Here is a 23748-nt window from a genome sequence, read left to right as displayed (position 1 = left end):
TCCCTGAGCACGTGTCGTCCCGGTTGGCGCGCGGGCCCGCTTCGTGGTGCACGATAGGGGGGTGACGAACGCGAGTGATCCGGCCGGTGCAGACGAGTACGAATCCGATCCCGACCTCCTGGTCGACTTCCGCGACGTCACGCTCGTGCGTGGGGGGAACACCCTGGTGGGCCCCGTGTCCTGGCAGGTCGAACTCGACGAACGCTGGGTGGTCATCGGACCGAACGGCGCCGGCAAGACGTCCTTGATGCGGCTGGCATCGGCGCAGGAGCATCCGACGGCAGGCGCCGCGTTCATCCTCAACGAACGCCTGGGCAAGGTCGAGGTGCGGGAACTCTCCACGCGGATCGGGGTGGCGAGTTCGGCGCTCGTGGAGCGGGTGCCGCCGGACGAGATCGTCACCGACGTGGTGATCTCGGCCGGATACTCGGTGATGGGACGCTGGCGGGAGAGTTACGACGAGGTCGACCGCGAGCAGGCGGTCGACTCGCTGGAGTCGATGGGTGCCGAGCATCTCGCCGACCGGACCTTCGGCACCCTGTCGGAGGGTGAACGCAAGCGGGTGATGGTGGCGCGGGCCCTGATGACCGATCCCGAACTGCTCCTGCTCGACGAGCCGGCCGCCGGCCTCGACCTCGGCGGTCGCGAGGAACTCGTCGACCGGCTCGGTCGCCTCGCCACGGACCCGGAGTCGCCGGCGATGGTGCTGGTGACCCATCACGTCGAGGAGATCCCGGACGGCTTCACCCACGCGATGCTGCTGTCCGAGGGTGAGGTGGTCGCGCAAGGGCTGCTCGACGACGTGCTGACCAGCGAGAACCTGTCGACGGCGTTCCGGCAGCGGATCACCCTCAGCCGGCCGGGCGGTCGGTACTTCGCCCGACGGGTGCGACGGCCGGGTGGGCATCGCCGCGCAGCGGGGTGACCGACGAGCGTTACCCTCGGTGGGATCGCCGTCGGACAGGAGACCCATGAGCACATCGCAGACCGAGCCCGCCCCGCTGCGCGACGCGGCCACCGTGGTGCTGGTCCGGGACACGCCCGACGGGATCGAGGTGTTCTTGCAGCGCCGGGTGCGTCAGATGGCGTTCGCCGGTGGTGTCACGGTGTTTCCCGGCGGCGGGGTCGACCGGCGCGACGCCGACGCCGACATCGCCTGGACCGGGCCGCCTCCCGCCTGGTGGGCCGAGGCCTTCCACACCGACGAGCACACCGCGCAGGCGCTCGTTTGTGCCGCGGTGCGCGAGACCTTCGAGGAATGCGGCGTCCTGCTGGCCACCCGATCGGACGGTTCGTTCCCGGACCCGGGCGTCTACACGACCGAGCGTGACCAACTCGTCGACAAGTCGTTGTCCTTCGCGCGGTTCCTGCGTGACGCCGGCTTGAGTCTGCGGGCAGATCTGTTGCGCCCGTTGGCGCACTGGATCACCCCGATCTTCGAGAAGCGCCGCTACGACACCCGGTTCTTCCTCGCCGCCCTGCCGGACGGGCAGGCCGCCGACGACAAGACCACCGAAGCCGAGGTGGCCCGCTGGGACACACCGGCGGCAGCCCTGGAGGCCTGGGCCGCCGACCAGCACGCGCTGCTCCCGCCCACGTGGTCGCAGTTGACTCATCTCGCCGACTTCGACACCGCCGCCGCGGCGCTGGCGGCCGAACGCCACGTCGAGACGATCGAACCCTCCGTGACGCCCGGAGCGGGCCTCGCGGGACTCAAGTTCGACGGATCGGATCGATACTTCGCCGTCATCGCCGACCGTGAGGTTCCCGGTCTGAGTCGTTGAGCGGTCTGAGTCGTTGCTCGTCTTTCGGTCTGTGGCGTCGAGCACCGAACGTCAACGCGGTGACGAATCCAGGTGCGCGAGGACTCCGGCCGCGGCCGCGCGGCCCGCGAAGAGCATGACGATGTCGCGAATCGGGGCTTCGACGGGCCGCCCCGCTCCGAACTCGAGGTCGGCGTCGGTGGCGATGAAACGTACGCCCTCGTGGTCGCGCCGGGGACGAAACGGAAATCGCATCGACCACAGTCGCTGCGCGACCGCGCCTGCCGCGTCGGATGGCATCGGCCGGCTGATCCCCACGGGGACCGCGATGTCCTGACCGTGGATCAGTACATCGAGCAGCGGTTCCATCTCGGTGGTGCCCAGCGCGTGACGTCGCGACCCGACCATGGCGCGGAGCTTGTCGGCGGCTTCGCGCGCCGGGGTCGGGTCGTCGACCGCACAGCGATGCACCATGGTGTTGAACCGAAATCCCGAACGCGCCATCGCACCCAGCACGCGCGTCGGCGGCATGTGCGCCTGTGTCAGGTGAACCGCGACGTCGCGCACCGACCAACCGACACACAGTGATCCGGTGGCGAACTGGTCATCGGTGAGGGTGTCGAGGAGATCGGCGACGTCGAGTCGTTGCTCGTCCACGTGGCGCCAGATCGTGTCGGAATCCATGGCGTGCCTCCGTGTGCTCGGCGTGGCGACGCCAGTCTGCGTGGCGGCCGACCGGCCCGACCCGATTGGTCAGGATAGCTGACTATTTTAGTCAGGGAGACGTACTAAAGTCAACGAGATGACCGACGATCAGCCGCCGACCGGGGTCCTGATGTTCATCGCGCATCGGGCCACAGAGCAGCGGGTGATGTCGCGGATGGCCGAGGTGGGCGCCGGTGACATCACGCTCGCGCAGGCGCGACTCCTGCAGCGTCTGGCGCCCGAGCCGATGCGGCTGACCGACCTGGCCGAACAGACCGGCGTCACCAAGCAGACGGCCGGCGGGCTCGTCGACCAGCTGGAGGCGGCCGGGTATCTGCGGCGGGTGCCCGATCCGTCCGACGGCCGAGCACGGCTGGTGACGTTGAGCGATCGCGCGGTCGCGTTGTGCGCCCTGGCCGCGCGCGAGGTCGAGGTCGTGGAATCGGAGTGGCGGGAGTACTTGGGCGCGAGTCGGTTCGACGACATGCGTGCGGCCCTGATCAGCTTGCGCGAGATCACTGATCCATATCGATGACGTCCTCGGCGTCCTCGGCGTCCTCCGCGCCGATGTCGTCGCGATCGGCCCAGTCCAGCAACGTGTCCAGGCGGTAGGCGACATCGTCGATCTCCGCGTGCAGATCACCGACCTCGGCGAACCGGGCGGGCATCGTCGCGATGGTGAAATCGTCCGGTGCGATGTCGTCGATCTCGGACCACCGGATGGGTGCGGACACCGTGCCACGCGGATTGCCCCGGACCGAGTACGCCGACGCCATGGTGTGGTCGCGGGTGTTCTGGTTGTAGTCGACGAACACGGCTGCCGGATCTCGGTCCTTGCGCCACCACGTGGTGGTGACGTCGTCAGGCGCGCGACGTTCGACCTCGCGGGCGAACGCATGCGCCGCGCGGCGCACCTGGGGGAATCCCCACTCGGGTTCGATCCGGACGTAGATGTGCAGGCCGCGGCCACCGGAGGTCTTCGGGAAGCCGCGGATACCGAGTTCGTCGAGGACCTCGTCGACCACGTGCGCGACGCGCTGGATGCGCGAGAACGGGCAGTCGGGCATCGGATCGAGGTCGATGCGCCACTCGTCGGGTGACTCCGGATCGTCGCGGCGGGAGTTCCAGGGATGGAACTCGACGGTCGACATCTGGACCGCCCAGATCACACTGCCGAGTTCGGTGACACACAGTTCGTCGGCGGTCCGGCCGAAGCGTGGGAACCACAGTTCGACGGTCTCGAGCCAGTCCGGCGCCCCCGCCGGGATGCGCTTCTGGTGCACCTTCTTCCCGTCGACACCCTTGGGAAAGCGATGCAACATGCACGGCCGGTCGCGCAGCGCGCGGACGATCCCGTCACCGACCGCCAGGTAGTACTCGGCGAGGTCGCGTTTGGTCTCGCCGCGTTCGGAGAAGTAGACGCGGTCGGGACTGGACAGTCGGATCGCTCGATCGCCGACCTGCAGTTCGATCGGCTCACCCGCATCGTTCGAGGCCTGGGCCATGCCACAACTGTATGGCCTGGACAGCCGGGCGGGCCGGGCAAACGGTAGCCTTCGCACCATGGCTGAGTTCGTCACGCTCGAGACATCCGATGATCATCCCGGGGTCGGCACGATCCTGCTGAACCGCCCGCCGATGAACGCGCTGAACCGGCAGGTGCAGACCGAGCTGGCTGCCGCGGCCGACGAGGCGACCGTGCGCGACGACATCAAGGCCGTCGTGATCTACGGCGGCCCGAAGGTGCTGGCCGCGGGTGCCGACATCAAAGAGATGAACGACATGACCTACGCCGAGATGAGCAAGGTCGCAGGCCGGCTGCAGTCGGCGCTCGGCGCCATCTCGGAGATTCCCAAGCCGACCGTCGCCGCGATCACGGGCTACGCGCTCGGCGGCGGGCTCGAGGTCGCCCTGGGTGCCGACCGACGCATCGCCGGCGACAACGCGAAACTGGGTGTGCCCGAGATCCTGCTCGGTGTCATCCCCGGCGGTGGCGGCACGCAGCGTCTCGCCCGGCTGGTGGGTCCGGCGAAGGCGAAGGACCTGATCTTCACCGGGCGTTTCGTCGCTGCAGCCGAGGCGCTGGAGATCGGGCTCGTCGACGAGGTCGTCGCACCCGACGACGTCTACGACACGGCGGTCGCCTGGGCCGACCAGTTCGCCAACGCGGCGTCGATCGCGCTGGCGGCCGGCAAGAAAGCCGTCGATCAGGGTCTCGGTGTGGACCTCGCCACCGGCCTCAAGATCGAGGAACAGCTGTTCGCCGCCCTGTTCGCCACCGAGGATCGGGCGATCGGCATGACGTCGTTCGTCGAGAACGGACCCGGCAAGGCGCAGTTCACCGGCAAGTGAACGCACGCCATCGCCCAGTACCGACCATCAGGAAGTAGCCGCAGATGACGACGAACATGACTCCGGGTAACACGACACCGGGTGACACGACGCCGGGAAGCGATCCCGAACCCAACCCGCATGCCACCGAAGAGCAGGTGAAGGCGGCGTTGGCGGACTCCAAGCTGGCGCAGGTGCTGTACCACGACTGGGAGGCCGAGACCTATGACGACAAATGGTCGATCTCCTATGACGAGCGCTGCATCGACTACGCCCGTGGTCGTTTCGACGCCGTCGCCGCCGATCAGCCGCTCCCGTACGAGCGTGCGATGGAACTCGGTTGCGGCACCGGCTTCTTCCTGCTGAACCTCATGCAGTCGGGCGTCGCGAAGAAGGGGTCGGTCACCGATCTGTCGCCGGGCATGGTGAAGGTCGCGCTCCGCAACGCCGAGAATCTCGGACTCGATGTCGACGGTCGCGTCGCCGACGCCGAGAAGATCCCATACGACGACAACACCTTCGACCTGGTCGTCGGACATGCTGTGCTGCACCATATCCCGGACGTCGAGCAGGCGCTGCGCGAGGTGCTCCGCGTGCTCAAGCCGGGCGGACGTTTCGTGTTCGCCGGCGAGCCGACCACGATCGGCGACTTCTATGCACGGTGGATGAGCCGGGCGACCTGGGCGGCGACGACCAAGGTCACCAAGGTCGGCCCGTTGCAGTCCTGGCGGCGGCCGCAGGAGGAACTCGACGAGTCGTCGCGGGCGGCGGCATTGGAGGCCGTTGTCGACATCCACACCTTCGATCCCGCAGAACTGGAGCGGATGGCGCGCAGTGCCGGCGCCACCCAGGTGGGGACTGCGACAGAGGAACTCGCCGCCGCCATGCTCGGATGGCCGGTGCGGACCTTCGAGGCGGCCGTCCCGCCCGAGAAGCTCGGGTGGGGCTGGGCGATGTTCGCGTTCAACGGCTGGAAGCGGCTGTCCTGGCTCGACGAGAAGGTGCTGCGGAAAGTGGTGCCGCCCAAGTTCTTCTACAACGCGATCGTCACCGGGATCAAGCCGGGCGCCTGAGGATGAAACGAACCCCACGTGCGGTGCGCACGTGGGGTTCGGTTGGGCGAGTTCAGTTCTCGACGGGGTTGAACGTCGAGGTCGCGACCGGGATGCCGAGTACCGAGTTGATGGCCTTGTACCCGTCGTCGGTCTTGATCAGCGTGATCCGGCTGACCGGTTCGATGTCGGCGTACCCACCGGTCGGGGTGTCGACCAGCGTCAGCGGTGTCCCGGCTGAGCCGATGAGCAAATCTCCCTCGACCCGGTATTCCCCGCAACGCTCCTCCACGGAGCTCCCATAGCGGGTCTGGATGCAGAGGTTGTATGTCCCGTCCTCGACCTCGGCGTGGGCATGCCCCGCCCCGGCGGCGAGTCCGGCTCCGGCGCATCCGGCGCCGATCAATAGTGCGATCGCTGTTCTCTTCACAGCCCGAGATATTGCCTTAGGCTAACCTAACTCGTCAACTCGTCGACTGTGCGCTACTTTCCTTCGACTGTGCCCTGTATCTGGTCGACTGGGCGTCGAATGTGGTCGAGTGGGTGCCGAATGTGGTCGAGTGGGTGTGCGTCGGTTCGCGCGCGTCGAGATCGTGAGCCTGTCGTCGACGTCGTGGCGCCCAGTCAACGAGAATCAGCGCCCAGTCGACGGGATACGGGACCCAGTCGACGGGATCGGTGACGCATGAGCAAGATGGACCGCGATGGGATACCGATTCACGCTCGACGACGTCACCTTCCTGCGGACTCCGCAGGGGCTCGACGCGCTCGACGACGCGGCGCGGCTGGACTTCAGCGCGTCGTCGATACTCGCCGACATCGGCCACGTCCGGAGCCGATGCGCGCCGCACGACGGTGCGGTGGTCGAGACGATCCTCTGTCGTCGTCGTGGGCGAGCGAAACTCCGTGCGGCCGACGACATGCTGTTCACCGACGACGCGCTGCAGCAGGCCACGCCGTCGGCTGTGGCGCGGCGCCGGGCCGAGGAGATCAGCGCACGTCTCCCGGGCGCCGTCGTCCACGACCTCACCTGCTCGATCGGCGCCGAGCTGATGGAACTGTCTCGCCAGGAGGGAATTTCGGGCGTCATCGGCAGCGACGTGGATCGGGTGCGGCTCGCGATGGCCCGGCACAACACCGCACTCGACGGAGGTCGGGCGACGTTGCTGGCCGCCGACGCACTCACGTCCACGTCGAGCGCCGACATCGTCCTCGCCGACCCCGGGCGCCGGGCGGGATCGTCACGAGTGTTCCGCCTCGATCAGCTGACGCCGCCCCTCCTCGATCTCCTCGACGTGTGCTCCGGTCGGCCCGCAGCGGTGAAATGCGCTCCGGGACTGGACTATCGGATGTTCCGTGATACTTACGGGTTCGTCGGACAAGTGCAGATCACCTCGCTCGACGGGGCGGTTCGCGAGGCCTGTCTGTGGACCGAACGCGACGGCGAGCCGGCACAGCGCGCGACGGTCCTGCGCACCGACGCCGACGGCTCGGTCCGGTCCTTCGATGTCACCGACCACGAGCCCGACGATGTCGCCGTCGGCGAGGTCGGGGAGTGGATCATCGACCCGGACGGTGCCATCGTCCGCGCCGGGCTGGTCCGCAACTTTGCCCACCGGCACGGGTTGTGGCAACTCGATCCGCGGATCGCCTACCTCACCGGCGACACGGTGCCGCCCGGTGAGCGGGGGTTTCGCGTCCTCGAGGTCGCCGGTGTCGCCGACAAGGAGTTGCGCAAGCGTCTGACCGCGCTGGACTGCGGTTCGCTGGAGATCTTGGTCCGGGGCCTGGACATCGATCCCGATCGGCTCCGGAAACGCCTGAAACCCAAGGGCTCACGTCCGCTCGCGCTGGTCCTGACCAGGATCGGCCGCAAGGGGGTCGCCCTGATCTGCGAACCCGGGGTCCGGGTGCCGTAGCGCCCGGGATCCCCCGGCGGGCCGGCGTCAAGGTGGCCTTGACAGGAACGTGTTGTCAATGCATCCTTTACACATGACCGAGGTGGACGATCTGGCGAACCAGGTGCAGCAGTTCGCGCGCAGCATCGCCGCCGGGGGTGCCGACTCCCGCGACGCCGCATTGACGAAGGTGTACGACGCCCTGCAACTCGGGCGGCGGGCCGAGGAGTTGCTCAGCGCGACGGCACGCCACGCACGAGAGTGGGGCTGCACGTGGCAGGAGATCGGCGACGTCGTCGGCACCACGCGACAGGCGGCGTTCCAACGCTTCGGCAAACCCATCGACCCGAGAACAGGAGAACCGATGACCAGAACACCGATCCCCAGCGCCGAGATCATGGCCGACGATCTGCTGGACAAGTTGCGGACAGGACAATGGTCAACTGTCGCATCGAGATTCAACCCGACGATGGCGCGTGCGCTCGACGACTCCGGCCTTGCCGATGCGTGGGCCTCGGTGATCGCCCTCGGTGGTGAGGTCGAGTCCAGCGGCACGCCGTTCGTACGACTGCACGGGCTGCACACGGTGGTCGACGTGCCGATCGAGCAGGAGGCGGGAGCGACCACGATGCGGGTCGCCTACGACACCGACGGCCTGATCGCCGGACTGTTCCTGCTCACGCCGGAGGCCGCGCAGGAACCCCTGTGAGGCGGCTACCTGCTCTCGATCGCTTCTCTGCTGTCGAAGAAGTACACCTTGCCGATGTTGGTCGCGGTGGCGACCTGCCCGGACGGTGAGACGGCGACACCGGTGGCGAAGCCGACGGACTCCGGCAGCGGCAACGTCCGCGTGGTCGCGCCGTCCTCGGTCGACACCTCGGTGAGCGACAACGTGTCCGCCCCGGCGTCGCGCACCACCGTCCACGCGGTTCCGGCGTCGGTGAGGGTGGAGAGGCTGACGACCGCGAGATCGTCGCGCTGCCACACCTGTTCGGCGCGGTCACCGGCATCGCGCAGCAAGGTCAGCGGCGCGCCGAGAACCCCGGTCGGGATGATCAGCCCGTCCGGTGACACGCTCATCGTCGCGAATCCGTGCCCGCCGTTGTCGTAGGTCCATCGGGTGTCGCCCGACTCGGCGTCCAGCGCCACGATCTGGCCGAGACGGGTGAACGCGTACACCGTCGAACCGTCCGCGGACAAGGTCGGCGCACCGATCACGCCTCCGGGCAGATCGGCGTGCCAGATCTCACGCATCGTGCGGTTTCCGTCGTCCGCCGCGTAACTCATCGCCCGGACCTGTGACGCGATCGCGCCCTGCGGCCAGAAATTCAGGAAGAACCGCTCGTTGTCGACGTCGACCGCGGGCGGGGCCGGGATCGCGCAGCGTGGGCCGTTGGTCACACACTCGCCGAACCCGAAGGTCGGGTCGTCGGGGTTCGCGTCGGCGCGCAGCCGGACCTCGGGGGCGGTGAATTCGCTGGTCTGTGAGTTCAGCAGCAGCAGCTGTCCCTGCGTGGTCGCCACGAGCACCTCACCGGGAGCAGCGAACTTCGCCGACAGCGGGACGCCGATCACCGGCATCCGCCAACGGATCGCCCCACCGGCGTTGAACGCCAGGAACATCGTCTCCTCGCCGACGTAGGGCTGATCGAACTGGTCCACGAGCATCGCGTTGACCTCGATGCCGGGACGCATCCGTTTGCAGAAGTTCTTGCGGCCGTTGCGCGGGTCGAGGACCAGCAGGTTACATCCGTTCGCGGGGTTCGACGTGACACCCACGTTGGCGTTCCCGGAGATCGTGACCGGCGCCGTGACGGGTCCACCCGTCGGGCGCGTCCAGCTCAGCTCGAGGTCGTCGGGCACCGTGGGATAGGCGAAGTTCGAGTTGGCGGCGTTGCCGCCGAAGCTCGACCAGCCCGCGCTCGCCACCGAACGGACGTCGACCTGGCCGTCCGAGCAGGCGGCCACCAGTACGGCCAGCACACTCAGCAGAACTGTCGCGGGCAGTCGACGGCGGGTTCCTCGTCGCCGGCCTGCTGCAGCCATCGGCGCTCCTGTTCTGGTCGCGGTGCACCCCGTCGGTCGACGTGCCAGTCTCAGAGCCTAACGTGGGGGCGAATTCGACTCGATTAGGGTTTGTCGTCATGACCACGATGTGGAACGCCTCGTACCGCTCCCGATGGCGTGCGGGCCGTCGACGCGATCCGGCGCAGGCCCGGTTCCTCACCCGTGACTCGCTGCGGTGGGTACTGCGCAATCGGGCATACACCCCGTGGTATCTGGTGCGTTATTACCGGCTGGCCCGATTCCGGATGGCGAACCCGCACATCGTGTTGCGTGGCATGGTCTTCCTCGGACGCAACGTCGAGATCCACGCGACGCCGCAGATGTCGCGGCTCGAGATCGGCCGGTGGGTCCACATCGGCGACGGGAACTCGATCCGCTGTCACGAGGGCAGCCTGCGGATCGGCGACAAGACCGTGTTCGGGTGCAACAACGTCGTGAACTCCTACCTCGACCTCGAGATCGGCGGATCGACGCTCGTCGCCGACTGGTGCTACATCTGCGACTTCGACCACAAGATGGACGACATCACGCTGCCGATCAAGGACCAGGGCATCGTCAAGGGGCCCGTGCGCATCGGCCCGGACACCTGGATCGCGGCCAAGGTGTCGGTGTTGCGCAACACGATCGTCGGACGCGGCTGCGTGCTCGGCTCGCATGCGGTGGTGCGTGGCGTGATCCCGGATTACTCGATCGCGGTGGGCGCACCCGCCCGGGTCGTCAAGAACCGCAAGGACGACTGGGCGCACAACGCGGAAGAGCGCGCCGAACTCGAACGTGCCCTCGCCGACATCGAGCGCAAGAAGGCCGAATCGCGCAGGGGCACCGGGCCGCGCGAACCCTGACTCGCGCGATCCCCGGTCAGCGGGTCGCCGCGGCGGCGACTCCCTCGCTCGGTTGTACGACGACGAATCCCGGACCGTGGAACGCCAGTTGGAACGACTCGCCCGAACCGCGGCCGATGAGGGATCCCATCTTGAAATCGTTCTTGACCCCCGGGGTGAGGTTGGCCGACCAGCACACGGCCGCCTGGGGGTCGACGAAGGTGGGTTGCACCGAGCAGTCCAGGATCATCGGCGGGCCGTCGCTGGCGATCCCGACGGTGCCCTGGCCGGACAGGGTCAGGTTGAACAGCCCGCCGGCGAGCATCCCGGCGTTGCCGATCGAGGTGATCTTCCAGTCGAGCGAGGCGTCGAAGGCCAGCAGGCTGGCCGTGTTGATGGTGATCGCGTCGCCTTCCAGGTCGATCGTGAACACGTCGCTGTTGGCCTTGGCGAAGAACACCTCACCCTGCCCGCGGACCCGCATCAACTGGCCGCCCTCGTTGGTGACCGCCTTCTTCAGGAAGTTCGAGACCGAGCCGGAGCCTTCGTGGGCGAAGTCGAACTGCCCCTGATAGGCGACCATCGCCCCCTTCGCCGCGAGGGCTTCGGGACCGAATCCGACGCGCAGCATCTTGCTCGACTGCATCGTCCACCGCGCGGAGCTCTGCTTCTCCTGGTTGACCTGATCGAAGATGGGGCTGCGCACAACGTCTCCTCTGCTCGGCTTCCGGCCTGTTCGGTTTCTGGCCTGTTCGGTTTCTCGGGCGCTACACCGATTGTGCCGGATCCCGCTCGGGCAACGGGCGTTCCGGAATCTGCGGTCGGCCGACGGGATGACGGACCCGCCGTTTGGCAGCGAGGTACACGGCCGCGGTGCGGTCGGCGACCTCCGTCCACGAGAAGTCGACCGTGAGTCGCTCCCGGGCGCGTCGGGCGCGGACGGCGGCGGCCGCCGGGTCGCCCAGTCCGGTTCGGACGGCGTCGGCGAGTCCGGCGACGTCGCCGGGGGAGAAGGTGAGGCCGGTCGTCGGGTCGGACACCGCCTCACCGAGGCCGCCCGCGGTGGACACGATCAGCGGGATGCCGGTCGCGGCCGCTTCCAGTGCGACGATGCCGAAGGGTTCGTAGCGGCTGGGGAGCACGATCGCGTCGCAGCGATGCATGAGCGCCACCAGGTCGTCGTGGCCGAGGGCGCCGAGGAACCGGACGGATTTCGCGACCCGATGGCGGCGGGCCTCGTCGAGCAACCACTCCTGCTGGGTGCCGTCACCCGCGATGGTGAGCGTCGTTCCGGGGTGGCTGCGGCGGATGCGTGGGAGGGCGGCGATCAGATCCTGGATGCCCTTCTCGTACTCGAGCCGGCCGGCGAACAGCAGTTCGGGTGGTCGGCCCGATCTCGCGGGGCGGGGGGCGAACGGCCACGTGCGGATGTCGATGCCGTTGTGGATGACCGACACGTCGGAGATCTCCGGGCCGAAGAGCTGGGTGACCTCGTCGCGCATCGATGCCGAACACGTGATGAGCGAATCGGATTCGTGCGCCAGCCACCATTCCACCGAGTGCACCTGCCGGTTGGTGGGACCGCTGACCCAGCCGCTGTGCCGGCCTGCCTCGGTGGCGTGGATGGTGGACACGAGGGGTACGTCGAAGAACTCCGCGAGTGCGATCGCCGGGTGGGCGACGAGCCAGTCGTGGGCGTGGACCACATCGGGTTCCCACGGCGGCCCCGATGCCGGGTCACGTTGTCCGCCCAATGATCTCAGCGCCGACCGGATCAACGAGTGGCCCATCGCCAGTGTCCATGCCATCATGTCGCGGCCGAACTCGAACTCGGGTGGATCCTCGGCGGCGGCGATGATCCGGACGCCCTCGCGCCGCGTGTCCGTGGTCGGATGGCTGACAGCGTCGGTACCCGTCGCCCGCCGGGTGAGGACGACGATGTCGTGGCCCTGCGCGGCGAGTTCGGTGGTCAGGTGATGGACGTGTCGGCCCAGGCCGCCGACCACCACCGGTGGGTACTCCCACGAGACGATCAGCACCCTCATCAGCCATCCCCCATCGCGCTCAACTGCCGGTGTCGCTCGGTAGGGCGGCGGTGTGGAGCCGCCGCGCGTCCAGACCTGCGAACAGGTTGTCGGCCTGTGACCAGTTGTGGGCCAGCCTCTCGGCCGGTCCCACCCGACCGCGCAGTGCAGCGTCGCAGATCTCGCGGGTCGCATGCGCATGTTTGTGCGCACGCTCGACAGCGTAGTGCGCCGCGGTGTCCTTGGAGACCATGAACGGCCAGTCCGACGACACCGTCAGGAGTGTTTCCCGGACGATCTGGTCGGCGACGCGATTGCGCCCGCCGCGATATCCGCTGGGGTGGCGCGGACCGGCCGGTTCGATCAGTTTGTTGACCGCCTCGAGCGCCGTCTCGGTGACCTCGGCGTTCAGCCGCACCAGGTGCTCGACCTGCGGCCCGTTCCAGACCCGCCAGTCCTTGCCGGAACCCCACGACGACGCGGGGAGGTCGACAGGGGAGCCGACGTACCCGTCGCGCCGGGCGGTTGCGAGTGTTCCGACGCGGATCCCGGCCTCGGGCAGCCGGCGCAGCACCCGCTCCAGCCATATCGGACCCTCGTGCCACCAGTGGCCGAACAACTCGGTGTCGAACGCGGCCACCACGAGTGCCGGCCGGCCGATCCGCTCCGACTCGCCGACGAGTCGTCGTCGCACGTGGTCGACGAAATCGTCCACGTGCCTGTCGATCACGCGGTCCGCGCGCTCCGGGTCATAGGGCTTCTTGTCCGCCGACGAGACGGATCGGCCGGTGACGCGTGCCGGTTTGAGGCCGGTGAGGTGGTCGTAGGTGTGGAAATCGCGGTACATCGGGTGCCCCGGGTAGCCGGACTTCGGAGACCACACCCGGTAGCTGATGGTCAGATCCCGCCCGAACGCGACGACATCGGTGTCGCCGACCGGTCGGCCGAGCGCGGTGTCGCCGCGCAGTGTCGGGCCGTCGACCATGAAGTGCTCGACGCCGTTCGTCGCATAGTCGAGTTCCATCCCCGGCGCGAAAGCGCACTCGGGTGCCCAGATGCCCGTCGGCTTTCGCGCCCACCGGTCCCGAGCGTCGGCGAGGCCTTCGCGCAGGGAGAACTGCCGCAGCCTCGGGTCGAGCAGGGGCGCGAACGGGTGGGCGAGCGGACCGCCCAGGATCTCCATCACCCCGTCCGACGCGAGGCTCCGGATCTGCGGGCTCGCGCCGTGACGCCAATGCATCTCGAAGTCGGCGATCGCCGCCGCCGCGTTCCGGAACTCACGAACTCCCAGCTCGCGGCGCGTCGGGTCCGGCGCGGCAGCCGCGTCGGTCGCGCGAAGCTGCCAGTCCGCGAGCCATTCGTACATCGACGCGGCGCAGTGGGGGTCGTCGAGTTGGGCGGCCAGCACGGGGGTGACCCCGAGGGAGAGCTGATCTTTGGCGCCGTCCTCGGCGAGGCGCCGCAGCATCGCGACGACGCGGAGATACGAGTCGGCCCACGATTGGTAGAGCCACTCTTCGCCGACCGGCCACCGCCCGTGGTTGGCCAGCCACGGCAGATGGGAGTGCAGGACGATGGTGAACTGGCCGGGCACCGTCGGTGTCGGGGTGTTCACGGTCGGCGGGCGAAGGTGAGGAGGTCCAGGCTCGCGTCGATGTCGGTGTCCGCCTCCTGTGCGTCACGGATCTCGAAGTCGCCGACCGCGATTCGGGCCACATCGGCGGCGAGGTCGGTCGGCCACGGTTCACCGGCGAGGGCTCGCACGATCTGCGCGTCGATGATCGATCCGCCCCACTTGGCATCGAGCGCCTGCAGGCTCTCGGCGTGGTAGATGCCGCACGTCGATTCCACGTGCAACCCGCCGTCGGTGAGCAGCTCGCTCAGCTCGCCGGCGTCGAGTTCACGCGTGTGGAAGGGGTTGAGCGGGGTGTCGCGGCCAGGCGAGAAGGTGATGCGGTTGGGCGTCGAGATCAGGAGCCTGCCGCCGGGGCGCATTACGCGTCGGCATTCGGCGATGAATCCTGATTGATCCCAGAGGTGTTCGATCACCTGAAAATTCACGACCACGTCCACCGATTCGTCCTCGAGCGGGAGATCGATGAGGTTGGCCCGGTGCACGATCAGCTCCGGATAGCGGCGACGGGTGTGCTCCACCGCCGACTCGTCGTAGTCCACGCAGACGACCGACCGCGCCACCTCGGCGAGCATCGCGGCACCGTATCCCTCACCCGAGCCGGCCTCGAGTACCTCCCGCCCGGCACACCGGTCGAGAATGTGGGCGTAGGCGACCTCGTGGCGGCGGAACCAGTAGTTCTCCTCCGGAAGTCCGGGGACGGTTCGTTCGCCGGTCAGCGCCAGGGTCTCGTGGGACTCGGTCATCCCCACGACAGTAGTGGGTCGGGTCGGACGCCGATCCGCGATGTTCGCGCGGACCGCTCGTCGCCGGCGACCGCGACGATCGATCGGCGTGCCCGTTATGTGAGGTAGTCGATGTTCAGAGCCGACCGAGCAAGCGCTAAAGTAGGGGAGACCGAATCCAACTTACTGGGCAGTAAGGTGGGAGAAACCGACGCAGGAGGTCGACGCAGACCCATGACAAACATTGTCGTTCTGATCAAGCAGGTTCCTGACACGTGGTCCGAGCGCAAGCTGACCGAGGGTGACTACACCCTGGACCGCGAGGCCGCCGACGCCGTTCTCGACGAGATCAACGAGCGCGCGGTCGAGGAGGCCCTGAAGATCAAGGAGGCCGAGGGCGGCGAGGTCACCGTGCTGACCGCCGGGCCCGAGCGGGCCACCGAGGCCATCCGCAAGGCGCTGTCGATGGGCGCCGACAAGGCCATCCACATCAAGGACGACCAGATGCACGGCTCCGACGCCGTTCAGACCGCCTACGTGCTCGCCCGCGCGCTGGGCACGGTCGAGGGCGTCGAGCTGGTGATCGCCGGCAACGAGGCCACCGACGGCCGCGTCGGCGCGATCCCGGCGATGATCGCCGAGTACCTGGAACTCCCGCACCTCACCCATCTGCGCAAGCTGACACTGGAGGGCGAGACCCTCAAGGGCGAGCGCGAGACCGACGACGGCATCTTCCACATCGAGGCGCAGCTGCCGGCCATCGTGAGCGTCAACGAGAAGATCAACGAGCCGCGCTTCCCGTCCTTCAAGGGCATCATGGCCGCGAAGAAGAAGGAAGTTCAGGTCGTCACCCTGGCCGAGATCGACGTCGAGGCCAGTGACGTGGGCCTCGAGAACGCCGGCAGCCAGGTGACCTCCTCGGCGCCCAAGCCGCCGAAGACCGCAGGTGAGCGTGTCAGCGACGAGGGCGACGGCGGTACCAAGGTCGCCGAGTACCTGGTCTCGCAGAAGATCATCTAGTCCGCGGGCACTGACTGACCACTGGCGAAGATAGACATTCAGGAGATAGAAGAACATGGCTGAAGTACTTGTGCTCACCGAACAGGACGCCGAAGGCGCCCTGAAGAAGGTCACCAGCGAACTGATCACCGCCGCCCGCGCTCTCGGCACCCCGTCGGCGGTCGTCGTCGGCAAGCCGGGAACTGCCGACGGCATCATCGACGGCCTCAAGGAGGCCGGCGCGGAGAAGATCTACGTCGCCGAGTCCGACGACGCCGGGTCCTACCTGGTCACTCCCCAGGTCGACGTGCTGTCGTCGATCGCCGAGCAGGCCTCGCCGGCCGGAATCCTGGTCGCCGCGACCGCCGACGGCAAGGAGATCGCGGGCCGTCTGGGCGTGCGTCTCGGCTCGGGCGTGCTCGCCGACGTCGTCGACGTCCAGGAGGGTGGGGTCGGCATCCACTCCATCTTCGGTGGCGCCTTCACCGTCGATGCCCAGGCCAAGGGCGACGTCCCGATCTTCTCGGTGCGACCGGGTGGCGTCGAGGCGGCTCCCCAGGCCGGCGCCGGCGAGCGCGTCGACGTCGAGGTCCCGGCCGCGGCCGAGGGTGCGGTGAAGATCACCAAGGTCGAGCCGAACGTCGGTGGCGACCGCCCCGAACTCACCGAGGCGTCGATCGTCGTGTCCGGTGGGCGTGGCGTCGGCAGCGCCGACAAGTTCTCCGTCGTCGAGGAACTCGCCGACTCGCTGGGCGCGGCCGTCGGTGCCTCCCGCGCGGCGGTCGACTCCGGCTACTACCCGGGCCAGTTCCAGGTCGGCCAGACCGGCAAGACCGTGTCGCCGCAGCTCTACGTGGCGCTCGGCATCTCCGGTGCCATCCAGCACCGCGCCGGCATGCAGACCTCGAAGACGATCGTCGCCGTCAACAAGGACGAAGAGGCGCCGATCTTCGAGATCGCCGACTACGGCGTCGTCGGCGACCTGTTCAACGTCGCACCGCAGCTGACCGAAGAGGTCAAGAAGCGCAAGTGACACGCGCCTGATCACCACCGATGACCCCGGGTGTCTCGCGACACCCGGGGTCATCGGCGTCTGCGGGGGCGGTGCGGCGATCACCGACGTTCACCGCATGAGAACCGACACGTCACGTCGTCGTGGCTGTCGTGTCGAGCTGGGCAGATGTCATCGGGGCATGACAGTCACCGCCCTCGCCACACCGGGATACGCGCCGCCCACGGTCCCACCCGCGGTGGCGCGGCCTCTGGCTCCGGCTCCCGATCCGCTGCCGGCGGCGGAGCATCTCGCAGATCCGCCACAGCACCCCTGGTATCCCCGCAGCGGTTGCGACAGCCGTTGTCGAGCGGCCGACGACGTTGCGAGCACGTGGCGAGCGTCCGCGCTCGTGGCCCGGCGGGCGATCGGCCTGCTGGCGACGGTCGCGTTCATCGCCCTTTCCGGGCCGCTCGTCGCGGTGATGCCGCGGGTGGCCCGTCGTCGGTATCTGGGCCGGATGGCGCGTGCTCTGCTGGCCTCTGTGGGGCTCCGGGTCCGCATCGAGGATCGGCGACCGTTCGCCGGCAGCACACGCGGACTCATCGTCGCCAACCACATCTCGTTCCTCGACATCTTCGCGCTGGCGGTGGTCAGCCCGGCCCACATGGTGGCAAAGGACGACGTCGCCACGATGCCGGTCATCTCGGGCCTGGCGCGACGCCTCGGCGTCATCACGATCGACCGTTCGGCACTGCGCGCACTCCCCGGAACCGTCGAGCGCGCGGTGGCCCGCCTGCATCAGGACAGTTCGGTCGCGGTGTTCCCCGAGGGCACCACCTGGTGCGGTCGCGACGCAGGCCGATTCCGGCCGGCGTTCTTCCAGGCGGCCATCGACGCCGGCGTCCCGGTCATCCCGGTCCGGCTGACGTTCACCGCGGCGGACGGATCCGTGTCCGCCGCACCGAGTCTGATCGGCGACGACTCGCCGTTGGACACCTTGCGGCGGGTGATGGGCGCGCGCGGGCTGACCCTGCACATCAGGGTGCACGAGGTGCAGCTCCCCGATGTCGACCGGCGCGAGCTGGCCGCCCGCTGTGAACAGCTGGTCGCGGCCTGACCGAGCGTGCACGGGACTGCAGCACAGACCTGAGACACTTTCGGCGCCGCGTTTCATCGCCCGGGATATCTCATATATGTTGTGAGGGACCGAGCAATCGCTCGGCGGCGAGATCCGATCCACAGGAGGCGTCCCCGACATGACCACCGCACACGGCCTGTCCCGGACCGAGGCCAAGGCCAGGTTCGCTGAGTTGCGCGCTGCCACCGGCCGCGTCGACGACGCCGAACTCGATGCCGTCTGGGCGGCGCTGGAGACATTGCGGCCCGAGGAGATGTTCGGCCCGTGGAAGGGCGGCGAGTTCACCACCGGTCATCCGGTGAACGGGATGCTGGAGAAGGCCGGCTGGTACGGCAAGACCTTCACCTCGCGCAGCGATGTCCAGCCGCTCGTGTGCCGGGGCGAGGACGGAAAACTGTTCTCCGACAAGAAGCTCGGCAAAGGCGAGGCGAGCCTGTGGGCCATCGAGTTCCGGGGTGAGGTCACCGCCTCGATGGTCTACGACGGGCAACCGGTCATCGACCACTTCAAGCGGGTGGACGACACGACCGTGATGGGCATCATGAACGGCAAGGGCGGCGTTGTCGACGGCCGCCACCTGTACTTCTACCTCGAACGGGTCTGACGCCCGTGCAGATCGACGCCGCCGTCGTCACCGCGCCGGGCGGTCCCTTCGAGGTGCAGGGCGTCGAGATCGACGAGCCCCGCGCGGGCGAGGTGCTCGTCAGGATGCGGGCGGTCGGCATCTGCCACACCGATCTCGGTATGAAGGCGACCTGGTCGAAGCGACGGCTACCGCAGGTGTTCGGGCATGAGGGGGCCGGCGTGGTCGAGGCGGTCGGGGACGGTGTCACCGGGCTCTCGCCGGGGCAGTCGGTCTGCCTGACGTTCCGCAGCTGTGGGCGGTGCGGCCAGTGCGGCTCCGGCCACCCCGCGTACTGCACCTCGGGCCTCAACACCGCGGGTCGATCCGACGGCACACCGACGCTCACGCGTGACGGCGCCCCGGTGTTCGGCGGTTTCTTCGGACAATCCAGCTTCGCCACCTTCGCACTTGCCCACGCGGACAATGCGATCCCGATTCCTGCCGAGCTGGCTCCGGCGATGGCCGCGCCGCTGGGGTGTGGCGTGCAGACCGGTTACGGGACCGTCACCCGCGTGCTCCGGCCGGCACCCGGCTCGACCATGACCGTCTACGGCGCCGGCAGCGTGGGACTCTGCGCGGTGTCGGCGGCGGTGCGGGCGGGCGCAGCCGTGGTGGCCGTCGATCCGATCGCTGCTCGACGTGAGCTGGCGATGAAGTTCGGCGCGGTCGGCGCGGTCGATCCGACGGCCGTCGACGACGTGGCCCGGGCGGTGTGCGGCGTCCACGGGCGAGGCACCGATCACGCCATCGACACGACGGCCCGCCAGGACGTGTTCGCCGCGGCCGTCGACGCCGCCGAACCGCGCGGCGACATCGCGCTCGTCGGCATCGGACGCACTCTCGAGTTCGACGTCATGCGCGTCCTGTACAAGGGTCTGTCGATCCACGGCGTGATCGAGGGCGACGTGGTCCCGCGTGAGACCATTCCCGAACTCGCTTCGCTCTACCTTGCCGGTGGGCTTCCCCTGGACGATCTGGTGACCGTCTACCCGTTCGCCGACATCGAGCGGGCCGCGGCCGATTCGCTCGCCGGCACCGCGATCAAGCCGGTTCTGGTGTTCGACGACTGACCCGCGCTGCGACCGGTCGGCGTGTCGATCGTGTCACCGCGCGACGCGCGGGAATTGGTAGGCCGTCGGTGCGCGTTTATCCTTGCAAAGACATGTCCACGCCCTCCCGAGCCCCGATCTACCTCGACCACGCCGCGTCGACGGCCATGCTGCCGGACGCCGTCGAGGCGATGACCGCTGTCTTCGCCCAGCCGGGAAACGCCTCGTCGTTGCACGGTTCCGGGCGTTGGGCCCGGCGTCGGCTCGAGGAGGCGCGTGAGTCCGTGGCCGCGTCGGTCGGCGCACGCCCCTCCGAGGTCATCTTCACCGGCGGTGGCACCGAGTCCGACAACCTCGCCCTGAAGGGGATCTACTGTGCGCGCCGCCGAGCCGACGCGCGCAGAAGGCGGGTGATCGTCTCCGCGGTAGAACACCACGCGATCCTCGATCCGGCGATCTGGCTGGCCGATGCCGACGACGCCGAACTCGTGATCGCGCCGGTCGATGAACAGGGCTTCGTGTCGCCGTCCTGGCTTCGCGCGGAACTCGCCGAGCACGCCAACGACACGGCCGTGATCTCGGTGATGTGGGCGAACAACGAGGTCGGGACCATCCAGCCGATCACCGAACTCGCGGCCATCGGCGCCGAGTTCGGGGTCCCGGTCCATTCGGATGCCATCCAGGCCGTCGGGCACATCCCGGTCGACTTCGGCGCGAGCGGACTGTCCGCACTGAGTCTCGCGGCCCACAAGTTCGGCGGTCCGCAAGGCGTCGGCGCACTGTTGTTGCGCCGCGACGTCGACTGCGTACCGCTGCTGCACGGCGGTGGTCACGAACGCGACGTGCGGTCGGGGACACAGGATGTCGCAGGCGCGGCGGGTATGGCGGCAGCCCTGCGCTGGTCGATCGACCACATGGACGCCAATCTCGACGCGGTGACCGCGCTGCGCGAACAGCTCTTCGCCGCCCTCCTCGCCGTCGGTGGCACCACGGCCAACGGGCCGCGCGACGCCCGCCGGTTGCCGGGCAACGTGCACGTCTCGTTCGATGGATGCGAGGGTGATTCGCTGCTCATGCTGCTCGACGCCAACGGCGTCGAATGCTCGACCGGTTCCGCGTGTACCGCGGGCGTCGCGCAGGCCAGTCACGTGTTGTTGGCGATGGGCCTCGACGTCCCGACCGCCCGCGGATCGCTGAGATTCTCGCTCGCACCGACCTCGACGACGGCCGACGTCGAGGCGGTCGCCGATGTCATCGGTCAGATCGTCGATCGGGCTCGTGCCGCGGGCCTGGTCTCGTCACCGAGTGGGGAGGTGCGCTGATGCGGGTACTCGCAGCGATGAGCGGGGGCGTCGACTCCTCGGTCGCGGCCGCCCGGGCCGTGGACGCCGGACATGATGTGGTGGGCGTGCACCTGGCGCTGTCGACAGCGCCGGGAGCGCTGCGCAGCGGATCACGAGGGTGCTGCTCGCGGGAGGATGCCTCGGATGCCCGGCGTGTGGCCGACGTGCTCGGCATCCCGTTCTACGTCTGGGATTTCGCGGACCGTTTCAAGGACGACGTCATCGACGAGTTCGTCGACGCCTACGCCGCCGGGCAGACCCCGAATCCTTGTTTGACCTGCAACGAGAAGATCAAGTTCGCCGCGCTCGCGCAGAAGGCCGTCGCGCTCGGTTTCGACGCGCTCGCCACCGGGCACTACGCGCGTCTCACCGACGGTGAACTGCGCCGCGCGGTCGACGAGGACAAGGACCAGTCCTACGTGCTGGCCGTCCTCACCGCCGAACAGCTCGGCCGGGCGATGTTCCCGGTGGGCGACACCCCGAAGGGTGAGATCCGGGAGGAGGCGGCCCGACGCGGTCTGGCCGTCGCGGAGAAGCCCGATTCCCATGACATCTGCTTCATCCCGACCGGCGACACCCGCGCGTTCCTCGGTGCCCGCATCGGCATCCGACCGGGAGCCGTCGTCGACGCCGACACCGGGGATCGGCTCGCCGATCACGAAGGCGTGCACGGATTCACCATCGGCCAGCGCAAGGGCCTCGGCATCGAGGCCCCGGCCGCCGACGGCCGGCCGCGCTACGTGACCGACATCGATCCCGCATCGGGCACCGTGACGGTCGGCTCCGCGGCCCACCTCGATGTCTGGTCGATCACCGCGCACCGCGCGGTCTGGACGTCCGGCGAGGTGCCCGATGGGCCAGTGGACGCGATGGTGCAGGTCCGGGCCCACGGCGGCCTGGCGCCGGCGCGTGCGACACCGGTGACCCGCGACGGTGAGCCGATGATCGAGATCGCCCTGGCCGAACCGCTGACAGGTGTGGCCCGCGGTCAGGCGGCAGTGCTCTACGCGCCCGACGCACGACACGGAGACCTGGTGCTCGGGTCCGGTCGGATCGCCACGACGGATTCCGATCCCGCCACCGGTGTGCCGGGAATGCGGGCCTCGGCAGGCTCCCACCAGTGACCCGCGCCGACGTCGCCGACGGTGCCCTGGTCACCGGCGGTACCGGGACGGGTGTCGGCTCCATGCCCGGCACCGACCCGCGTGAGGCGGCGGCCGTGGTCAACGGCGAGCTCGACCTCGCGCATCTCGTGGAACTGCCGGCGCGCGGCATCGGCGCCGACATGGTCGGACGGATGGCGGCGATCCTCGTCGATCTGCCGATGGACGCCGACACCTGGGGATATCGCCTCGCGGCCCGTGGCTCGGGCGCCGCCCGCCGCGCCCGCGACATGCTGCGGGTCGACCTCGACGCCGTTGAAGAGCTCTGGGACAGAGCTGGTTTCGTCGGAACCTCGCGACCCTTCAAGATCCAGGTGGCCGGGCCATTCACCTTGTCGGCGTCGGTCGAACTGCCGACCGGGCACAAAGTGCTCCGGGACCGCGGCGCCGTGCGCGACGTCGTCGCCTCGACCGCCGAGGGCATCGGAGAACTGGTGGCCGACGTGACCCGCCGGCTCGGTGCCGAGGTCATCGTCCAGATCGACGAACCGATGATCGGCCAGGTGATCGACGGGACCGTGCCGCCGCTGACCCGCTTCGACACCATCCCCGCCGTGCCGGTCGCCGAGGTCGCCGACGCTCTGCGCGGACTCGTCGAGCAGGTCGGGCGCCCCGCCCTCGTGCACAGTTGTGCGCCGGTGCGGTGGGACCTGATCCAGCGCCTGCGGGGTGTCGGGTGGTCGCTCGACCTGAGCACGACGACGACGGAGGACCTCGACGGCCTCGGGAATCTGCTGGACCGCGGCGACCTGCTCGTGGCGGGTGTGGTCCCCGCGGTCGCCGCCGATCGCCGAGTGCGCGCCGAGTCGGTGGCGCAGCGGTTGGCGGGCTTGATCGACCGCATCGGACTCGATCGGAAAGTGTTGTCGCAGAGCGTCATCGTCAGCCCCACGTGTGGGCTCGCCGGAGCAGACCCCGGATGGGCGAAGGCCGCTCTGGCGGTCTGTGCGGCGGCCGGGGAACTGCTCGGCACCGACCCCGACGCGCTCTGAGCGGGCCGATTCGGGAATCGCCTACTGAGCTTCGAGTTTCGCGATCGACTTCTTGGGTGCGATCTGCCGATAACTCGCGTCGAGCAACTCCGACACCTCGGTCCAGTCGGTGTCGTCGTCGAGCAGGATGCCCAGCCAGCCGTACGCCCCGAGGTAGGCGGGCAGATAGAACCGGGAATCCGCGAGCAGCGCCTCCCGCTCCGATGTGTCCGGGATGAAGAGCAGCGACTGGTCGTGGCGGTCCTGGCTGCCCTTGACGCTGCCCCCGTAGTTGCCGAACATCTTGCCGCAGCGGAATGTCGGCCGCCCGTGCGCGACGACCTCGGTGGTATCGGGCAGGGCCAGCGCGATCTCGCGGACCCGCAGCAGATAGGGGTCGTCGTCGGAGAACATGATCGGGTGCGGCATGCGGGGGCCTCGCTCGGT

The 23748-nt window shown here is 68.7% G+C and carries 25 protein-coding genes; 16 read left to right on the top strand and 9 right to left on the bottom strand.

All coding sequences use genetic code 11. The annotated features are described in order from the left end of the window. Window positions 1-61 precede the first annotated feature (61 nt). Window positions 62-925 (top strand): ABC transporter ATP-binding protein, encoded by an 864-nt coding sequence (locus V1Y59_RS17015; protein ID WP_330506130.1) that lies wholly within the window; start codon window positions 62-64, stop codon window positions 923-925. Between the two features lie 46 nt (window positions 926-971). After that, window positions 972-1784 carry an NUDIX hydrolase gene (locus V1Y59_RS17010; protein ID WP_330506129.1) on the top strand — a complete coding sequence of 271 codons (813 nt, stop codon included), beginning with the start codon at window positions 972-974 and terminating at the stop codon, window positions 1782-1784. 51 nt (window positions 1785-1835) lie between these two features. Here the strand turns inward: V1Y59_RS17010 and V1Y59_RS17005 are convergent, their stop codons facing one another. Next, on the bottom strand, window positions 1836-2447 hold the full coding sequence (locus V1Y59_RS17005; RefSeq protein WP_330506128.1) for a maleylpyruvate isomerase family mycothiol-dependent enzyme: 612 nt from the start codon (window positions 2445-2447) through the stop codon (window positions 1836-1838). A gap of 118 nt (window positions 2448-2565) precedes the next feature. Here V1Y59_RS17005 and V1Y59_RS17000 point away from each other — a divergent pair, with 118 nt between their 5' ends. After that, window positions 2566-3003, top strand: coding sequence for a MarR family winged helix-turn-helix transcriptional regulator (locus V1Y59_RS17000; protein WP_330506127.1), 438 nt, complete (start codon window positions 2566-2568; stop codon window positions 3001-3003). Here V1Y59_RS17000 and ligD read toward each other — a convergent pair. Continuing rightward, a complete protein-coding gene (gene ligD, locus V1Y59_RS16995; RefSeq protein WP_330506126.1) occupies window positions 2984-3973 on the bottom strand; it encodes a non-homologous end-joining DNA ligase in 990 nt (329 codons plus the stop codon). The genes V1Y59_RS17000 and ligD overlap by 20 nt on opposite strands. A gap of 58 nt (window positions 3974-4031) precedes the next feature. On the opposite strand from ligD, the gene V1Y59_RS16990 reads away from it, so the two are divergent. Beyond that, window positions 4032-4820 (top strand): enoyl-CoA hydratase/isomerase family protein, encoded by a 789-nt coding sequence (locus V1Y59_RS16990; RefSeq protein ID WP_330506125.1) that lies wholly within the window; start codon window positions 4032-4034, stop codon window positions 4818-4820. 44 nt (window positions 4821-4864) lie between these two features. Beyond that, on the top strand, window positions 4865-5872 hold the full coding sequence (locus tag V1Y59_RS16985) for a class I SAM-dependent methyltransferase (RefSeq protein ID WP_330506124.1): 1008 nt from the start codon (window positions 4865-4867) through the stop codon (window positions 5870-5872). 52 nt (window positions 5873-5924) lie between these two features. Here V1Y59_RS16985 and V1Y59_RS16980 read toward each other — a convergent pair whose 3' ends face one another. Then, complete coding sequence (locus V1Y59_RS16980) at window positions 5925-6281, bottom strand: hypothetical protein (RefSeq protein ID WP_330506123.1); 357 nt, start codon at window positions 6279-6281, stop codon at window positions 5925-5927. Between the two features lie 274 nt (window positions 6282-6555). Here V1Y59_RS16980 and V1Y59_RS16975 point away from each other — a divergent pair, with 274 nt between their 5' ends. Further along, a complete protein-coding gene (locus V1Y59_RS16975; protein ID WP_330506122.1) occupies window positions 6556-7770 on the top strand; it encodes a THUMP-like domain-containing protein in 1215 nt (404 codons plus the stop codon). A gap of 73 nt (window positions 7771-7843) precedes the next feature. Continuing rightward, window positions 7844-8458 (top strand): DUF3887 domain-containing protein, encoded by a 615-nt coding sequence (locus V1Y59_RS16970; protein WP_330506121.1) that lies wholly within the window; start codon window positions 7844-7846, stop codon window positions 8456-8458. A gap of 5 nt (window positions 8459-8463) precedes the next feature. On the opposite strand, the gene V1Y59_RS16965 is transcribed toward V1Y59_RS16970, so the two are convergent. Beyond that, entirely contained in the window at window positions 8464-9795 is a 1332-nt protein-coding gene (locus V1Y59_RS16965) for an outer membrane protein assembly factor BamB family protein (RefSeq protein ID WP_330506120.1), read from the bottom strand. A gap of 98 nt (window positions 9796-9893) precedes the next feature. On the opposite strand from V1Y59_RS16965, the gene V1Y59_RS16960 reads away from it, so the two are divergent. Beyond that, window positions 9894-10658: an acyltransferase gene (locus tag V1Y59_RS16960; protein WP_330506119.1), complete on the top strand. Its 765-nt coding sequence runs from the start codon at window positions 9894-9896 to the stop codon at window positions 10656-10658. A 16-nt stretch (window positions 10659-10674) separates the two neighbouring features. Here V1Y59_RS16960 and V1Y59_RS16955 read toward each other — a convergent pair whose 3' ends face one another. From V1Y59_RS16955 to V1Y59_RS16940, 4 genes are all read right to left on the bottom strand, one after another. Beyond that, window positions 10675-11343 carry an AIM24 family protein gene (locus tag V1Y59_RS16955; protein ID WP_330506118.1) on the bottom strand — a complete coding sequence of 223 codons (669 nt, stop codon included), beginning with the start codon at window positions 11341-11343 and terminating at the stop codon, window positions 10675-10677. Window positions 11344-11404: 61 nt separating this feature from the next. Further along, window positions 11405-12682, bottom strand: a complete 1278-nt coding sequence (locus tag V1Y59_RS16950) for a glycosyltransferase family 4 protein (protein ID WP_330506117.1) — start codon at window positions 12680-12682, stop codon at window positions 11405-11407. Between the two features lie 19 nt (window positions 12683-12701). Then, a complete protein-coding gene (locus V1Y59_RS16945) occupies window positions 12702-14276 on the bottom strand; it encodes a glycoside hydrolase family 57 protein (RefSeq protein ID WP_330506116.1) in 1575 nt (524 codons plus the stop codon). Continuing rightward, window positions 14273-15040: a class I SAM-dependent methyltransferase gene (locus V1Y59_RS16940; protein ID WP_330506115.1), complete on the bottom strand. Its 768-nt coding sequence runs from the start codon at window positions 15038-15040 to the stop codon at window positions 14273-14275. The genes V1Y59_RS16945 and V1Y59_RS16940 overlap by 4 nt, the downstream gene beginning before the upstream one ends. Window positions 15041-15253: 213 nt before the next feature. Between V1Y59_RS16940 and V1Y59_RS16935 the strand changes: the two genes are divergently transcribed. The 8 genes from V1Y59_RS16935 (at window position 15254) to V1Y59_RS16900 (ending at window position 23322) form a co-directional block, all read left to right on the top strand. After that, window positions 15254-16039 carry an electron transfer flavoprotein subunit beta/FixA family protein gene (locus tag V1Y59_RS16935; RefSeq protein ID WP_330506114.1) on the top strand — a complete coding sequence of 262 codons (786 nt, stop codon included), beginning with the start codon at window positions 15254-15256 and terminating at the stop codon, window positions 16037-16039. 55 nt (window positions 16040-16094) lie between these two features. Beyond that, on the top strand, window positions 16095-17051 hold the full coding sequence (locus V1Y59_RS16930; protein WP_330506113.1) for an electron transfer flavoprotein subunit alpha/FixB family protein: 957 nt from the start codon (window positions 16095-16097) through the stop codon (window positions 17049-17051). A gap of 160 nt (window positions 17052-17211) precedes the next feature. Further along, a complete protein-coding gene (locus V1Y59_RS16925) occupies window positions 17212-18129 on the top strand; it encodes a lysophospholipid acyltransferase family protein (protein ID WP_330506112.1) in 918 nt (305 codons plus the stop codon). Between the two features lie 139 nt (window positions 18130-18268). Then, window positions 18269-18754, top strand: coding sequence for a DUF4334 domain-containing protein (locus V1Y59_RS16920; RefSeq protein ID WP_330506111.1), 486 nt, complete (start codon window positions 18269-18271; stop codon window positions 18752-18754). Between the two features lie 5 nt (window positions 18755-18759). Then, window positions 18760-19845, top strand: coding sequence for an NAD(P)-dependent alcohol dehydrogenase (locus tag V1Y59_RS16915; RefSeq protein ID WP_330506110.1), 1086 nt, complete (start codon window positions 18760-18762; stop codon window positions 19843-19845). A gap of 92 nt (window positions 19846-19937) precedes the next feature. Continuing rightward, window positions 19938-21146 (top strand): cysteine desulfurase family protein, encoded by a 1209-nt coding sequence (locus V1Y59_RS16910; RefSeq protein ID WP_330506109.1) that lies wholly within the window; start codon window positions 19938-19940, stop codon window positions 21144-21146. Beyond that, window positions 21146-22291 (top strand): tRNA 2-thiouridine(34) synthase MnmA, encoded by a 1146-nt coding sequence (mnmA, locus tag V1Y59_RS16905; protein WP_330506108.1) that lies wholly within the window; start codon window positions 21146-21148, stop codon window positions 22289-22291. Before V1Y59_RS16910 ends, mnmA begins: the two co-directional genes overlap by 1 nt. Then, window positions 22288-23322, top strand: a complete 1035-nt coding sequence (locus tag V1Y59_RS16900; RefSeq protein ID WP_330506107.1) for a uroporphyrinogen decarboxylase/cobalamine-independent methonine synthase family protein — start codon at window positions 22288-22290, stop codon at window positions 23320-23322. The genes mnmA and V1Y59_RS16900 overlap by 4 nt, the downstream gene beginning before the upstream one ends. 21 nt (window positions 23323-23343) lie before the next feature. Here the strand turns inward: V1Y59_RS16900 and V1Y59_RS16895 are convergent, their stop codons facing one another. Further along, window positions 23344-23730 carry an MmcQ/YjbR family DNA-binding protein gene (locus V1Y59_RS16895; protein ID WP_330506106.1) on the bottom strand — a complete coding sequence of 129 codons (387 nt, stop codon included), beginning with the start codon at window positions 23728-23730 and terminating at the stop codon, window positions 23344-23346. Window positions 23731-23748 lie beyond the last annotated feature (18 nt).

The organism is Gordonia prachuapensis (assembly GCF_036350515.1).
GTDB classification, from domain to species: domain Bacteria; phylum Actinomycetota; class Actinomycetes; order Mycobacteriales; family Mycobacteriaceae; genus Gordonia; species Gordonia prachuapensis.
Note: the sequence above shows the minus strand (reverse complement) of the source record. Positions and strands in the feature narration are given on the sequence as shown.